Genomic DNA, 4,563 nt, shown 5'->3' with positions numbered 1-4,563 from the left:
CCCCGGGCAGGGTCAGCTCGAAGGAGCACGCCCCGGCGGTGCCGACCGGCCGCCCGTCCGCCGTCACGGCGAGCAGGTTGCGGTCCATCTCGGTCGCCGCCCACCAGACCCCGCCGCCGTCCGCGTTCGGGGTTTCCGGGAACCGCCCGAACGCGGCGTGAAGCGTGTCGACGAAGACGTCGAGGTCCTGGTCGGTCGTGGAACGGATCTCCATGCGGTGCTGCTGCCTCCCCGTACTGCCGGCGCCACCTCGTGCGGCGCCCCCCGAAGTGCAGCGCGACCGCGCGGCCCGGTCAACCGAATTACCGGCGGTCGGGGCGCCGTCGGGACGGCGTCGGGACGGCGCCGGCGGGCTCACCCGGGCCTGACGGCGGGCGGCGTCACCGAGTGGAGCGAAACGCTGCACAAAGGCTGCGGGTGGTGCCGGGAAACCGAAACGCTGCACAGTGCCGGGGTGACCACGCACGCCTGCCCGTCCCCCTCCCTCTCCCCAGCCGTCCCCGCCGTCCCGGCCGTCCCCGTCGTCCCGGCTCCGGCCGCGGAGCTGGAGCGCCTGGTCGCCGCGGTGGCCCGGGGCGACCAGGTGGCGTACGCACGGCTGTACCGGACCGTGGCCGCACCGGTGTACGGGACGGCGCTGCGGACGCTGCGCAGCCCCTCGCAGGCCGAGGAGGTCGCGCAGGAGGTGCTGCTGGAGGTCTGGCGCGCCGCCGCCGGCTACCGGCCGGCCCGCGGCACGGTGCTGGCCTGGGTGCTCACCATCGCCCACCGCCGCGCCGTGGACCGGGTCCGGGCGGCGCAGGCCGCCGCCGACCGCGAACTGCGGGCGGCCCTGCGCGAGCAGCCGGTCCGCGAGCCGGGCGCCGAACCGGTCGCCGAGCAGGTCGAACGGGTCTTCGACGCGCGCCGGGTGCGGTCCGCGCTCGCCCGGCTGAGCGGCGTCCAGCGGGAGTCGCTCGTCCTGGCGTACTACGGCGGGTACTCGCAGAGTGAGATCGCCCGGGCCCTGGGGGTGCCGCTGGGCACGGTGAAGACCCGCATGCGGGACGGGCTGCTGCGGCTGCGGACGGCCTTCGACGGCTCCTGACGCCCGGGCCCGACAGGGGATCATGGCAGTGGCGAAGGACGCCCGGGACGCCCAGGGCATCCGGGACGCCCGGGACATCCGGAACATCCGGGAGAGGAGAACGATGGGTACCGACCAGGCGGGCCTGCCGACCGGCGGCGTGGCCCGGCTCCTCGGGGTGTCCCCCACCACGATCCGCTCCTGGGAGCGCCGCTACGGCATCGGCCCCTCGCTGCGCGACCCCGGCCACCACCGCCGCTGGAGCCCCGAGGACATCGCGCTGCTCGAAGCGATGTGCCGCCTGGCGGCCCGCGGTGTGCGCCCGGCCGAAGCGGCCCGGGCGGCGCTGGCCTCCCACCACGCGGCCGGTGCCGGTGCCGAGGCCGAGACCGAACGCGCAACCGAGGCCGTCGCACCGGTGCCCGGGCAGGCCGCGCGGCCCGGGCCGGAGGCCGGTCGCGGCCCGGCCGGCCGCCGTGCGCTGCGGATGGGAGCGGTCCGCGCCGAGTGCCGGGGCCTGGCCCGGGCCGCCGTCCGCCTGGACTCCCCGGAGGTCGCCCGGATCCTGCGGGAGGTGGTGGATTCGCTCGGGGTCGTCGACGCCTGGACCGAGGTGATGATGCCTGCGCTGCGCGCGACCGGACGCACGTGGGCCTCCTCCGGCGAGCAGTACGTCGAGGTCGAGCACCTGCTGTCCTGGCACGTGTCCACCGTCCTGCGCGCCGCGGCCGTACGGCCCGCCAGGCCGCGGCCCGCGCCGCCCGTCCTGCTGGCCGCGATGCCCGACGAGCAGCACAGCCTGGCGCTGGAGGCGGCCGCGGCGGGCCTGGGCGAGCGTGCGCTGCCCTTCCGGATGCTGGGTGCGGCCGTCCCGCCCAGGGCGCTGCTGGACGCGGTGCACCGGATCGGCCCCGGCGCCGTGATGCTCTGGTCGCAGCTCCCGCCCACCGCCGACCACGAGCTGGTCCGGCGGGTGGCCGACTCCACGTGGGGCGCGCGCGGCTCCCGCGGCCGGGCCCTGGTGCTGGCCACCGGCCCCGGCTGGGGCCGCTCCGGCGCCCCGGGCGGCACCGCGGGCCCGCAGAGCCTGGCGAGCGCCCTCGACCTCCTGGAGCGGACCGTCACCGGGTGATCCGCGCGGCCGTCCCCCGGCCGCCGAATGTCACCCGTTCGGGTGACTCCGAGTGCTCTCGCCCATCCGGGGCCCGGTCGGCACCGAACCCACCGTGCCGGCGGTCGGCCGGAACGAGGACATGGACGGGTACATGGACGTGGATGTGGACAGGAGCCCGATGAGGGTGTCCCCCAGGGCGGGACGGGCGCTGCGGGTCCGGCCCGCGACCCACGAGGACCAGGCCCAGGTGGTCCGGCTGATCGCGGCCGACCGGCCCGCCGTGCCCTTCCCGGCGACGGCACCCGTCGCCTGGGACCGCCGGCCCGACCGGACGGTCCTCGTCCTCCACGACAGGGACGGCCGGCTCCAGGGCGCGATGGCCGTGCACCGCCGGACGACGCCCGGCCGACTCACCGGCGGGGTGGCCTGGCTGCACTGCCGCGAGGCCGCGGACGCGGCCGAGGTCCTCGTCCGGACCGTCCTGGCGCGGAGCGGCGGCCTGACCGCCGTCACCGCCTTCACCGACCCTTCGCCCTGGCCGCCCCACCTGCCCGGCCTGCCGCTCCACCGCCGACCGGTCACCACCCGGGCGTTCCTCGCCCACGGGTTCCGCCCGATGGACCACCGCCTCCTGCTGCACCGCCCCGCCACGTCCACCATCGACCGCACCGCACTCGGCCCGCGCACGGCCGACGCCCCGCCCCTGTGGGTGTCCCCGGAGGGCGCCCTCCACCGCGACCGCGGCTCCGTCGGCCCGCCCGCACCGGCTGTCCTGTGGCGCCGCAACCTGCCCCGCGCGCTGGAGGAACTCGACCGCGCCGACGGCCGGGACGTCCTGGCCATCGTCGATCTGCTCGCCCCCGGCGCCTGCGAACTCGCCGCCGTCCTCGCCGGGTTCGGCTTCGACGAGCTCGACCTGCTGCGCTCGCTGGTCCTGACCTGAGCCGAGGGCCTGGCGCCGGGGTCCGTCGCCCTTCGGACCACCGGGTCGCCGGGGACGCCGAGCGTTACATTGAGGCGGAGAGGGGCGCCGGTCCGGAACGGGGTGGCTGATGCACTCGATCACCGCCTGGCTGAGCGGACTGTCCGGTCCGGTCGGGTACGCGGTGGTCGCGGGCCTCGTGCTCGTCGAGGACGCCCTCTTCTTCAGCTTCGTCGTCCCCGGCGAGACCGCGGCCGTCCTCGGCGGGTTCCTCGCCCACCAGGGCCGGCTCTCGCTCGGCTGGCTCGTCCTGTTCGTGGTCTGCGCGGCCGTCCTCGGCGACACCGCCGGCTACGAGATCGGCCGCCACATCGGCCCGAGGATCCTCGACACCCGCCCGATGCGGCGCCATGCGACCCGGGTCGACCGGGCCCAGGACCTGATCCGCCAGCGCGGGCCGGCCGCCGTCTTCTTCGGCCGCTTCGTCGCCTTCTTCCGCGCCATGGTGCCCACCCTGGCCGGCATGTCCCGCATGCCCTACCGCCGCTTCCTCCTGTTCAACGCCCTGGGCGGCGTCCTCTGGGGCGTCGGGTTCACCCTCCTCGGCTACTTCGCCGGAGCCGCCTACACCCGGGTCGAGAGCACCGTCGGCCGGGTCCTCGCCCTCGCGATCGCCGCGGGCGTCGTCATCGCCCTCGCCGTCTGGTACCTGCGCCGGCACCGGCGCGGAACCCGCGCCCCTGACCGCGGCGACCGGAACGACCGGGACGACCGGGACGACCGGGACGAGTAGTCCTGCCCCCACCATCGGATCATCCCCGCGGTCTCCGGAGCCCGATGCGGATCTCAGTGCCGCCCGACGGCACGGGCCTGTGCGGCGGCGGCTTGCGGGCCGTCGGCGAAGCCGGGCCCGTGACCGCACCGCGTGGCAGCGCGCGCCGGGAGCGTCGCCTTCCGCGTCCGGCAGCGCGGTCTCCGGCCCGGGGTTACGGTCGGAGGGCCGACGACCGAGGGCCGACGGAACCGGCGCCGGGCCAAGCCGCCCGGCCCCGTACTCGCGGTCCGGATCTCGGTTCGGACCCGGACATCCGGGCAGCCGCCCGGTATCCCATCCGTCGAAGCCCAGGACCCGGAAAGGGGAACGAGCCCATGACCACACCCGACGAGCACGGACCGCAGCCGGACGAGCGGACGCAGGAACGGTCCGCCGAGGAACGCGCGATCACGTCCCCGACCCCGGCGAACGTCCGGGCGAAGGCCGAGGGCCGGGCCGGAGTCCGGGAGCGCTCCGCCGAGGAGCGATCCATCAGCGCGCCCACCCCGGCCGACGTGCGGCGGAAGGCGAAGCCGGACGATGACGAGGAGCCGGAGCCGCCCGCGGCGGACACCGTGGCGCCGTGAGGCTCCGCACGATCACGCGGTGATCACCCGGTGACCCGCGAGCCCCGCCCCACCCCACCC

General features: G+C 76.8%; 5 protein-coding genes and 1 pseudogene. 5 read left to right on the top strand and 1 reads right to left on the bottom strand.

From position 1 onward, the window contains the following. A pseudogene (locus ACIQOV_RS28755) lies at positions 1 to 214 on the bottom strand (GNAT family N-acetyltransferase); the annotation flags it as partial. Positions 215 to 454: 240 nt separating this feature from the next. Here ACIQOV_RS28755 and sigK point away from each other — a divergent pair. The 5 genes from sigK to ACIQOV_RS28730 all read left to right on the top strand — a co-directional run bounded on the left by sigK (position 455) and on the right by ACIQOV_RS28730 (position 4,503). Continuing rightward, positions 455 to 1,087, top strand: coding sequence for an ECF RNA polymerase sigma factor SigK (gene sigK, locus ACIQOV_RS28750; protein ID WP_401053404.1), 633 nt, complete (start codon positions 455 to 457; stop codon positions 1,085 to 1,087). A 103-nt stretch (positions 1,088 to 1,190) separates the two neighbouring features. Then, positions 1,191 to 2,198, top strand: a complete 1,008-nt coding sequence (locus ACIQOV_RS28745) for a MerR family transcriptional regulator (protein ID WP_401053406.1) — start codon at positions 1,191 to 1,193, stop codon at positions 2,196 to 2,198. A gap of 52 nt (positions 2,199 to 2,250) precedes the next feature. Further along, a complete protein-coding gene (locus ACIQOV_RS28740) occupies positions 2,251 to 3,123 on the top strand; it encodes a hypothetical protein (RefSeq protein ID WP_401053402.1) in 873 nt (290 codons plus the stop codon). 109 nt (positions 3,124 to 3,232) lie between these two features. After that, complete coding sequence (locus ACIQOV_RS28735; protein WP_401053400.1) at positions 3,233 to 3,895, top strand: DedA family protein; 663 nt, start codon at positions 3,233 to 3,235, stop codon at positions 3,893 to 3,895. Positions 3,896 to 4,251: 356 nt separating this feature from the next. Then, a complete protein-coding gene (locus ACIQOV_RS28730; protein WP_401053398.1) occupies positions 4,252 to 4,503 on the top strand; it encodes a hypothetical protein in 252 nt (83 codons plus the stop codon). Positions 4,504 to 4,563: the final 60 nt, after the last annotated feature.

Origin of the sequence: Kitasatospora sp. NPDC091257, from assembly GCF_044757675.1 — a bacterium.
GTDB classification, from domain to species: Bacteria; Actinomycetota; Actinomycetes; order Streptomycetales; family Streptomycetaceae; genus Kitasatospora; species Kitasatospora lactacystinica.
Note: the sequence above shows the minus strand (reverse complement) of the source record. Positions and strands in the feature narration are given on the sequence as shown.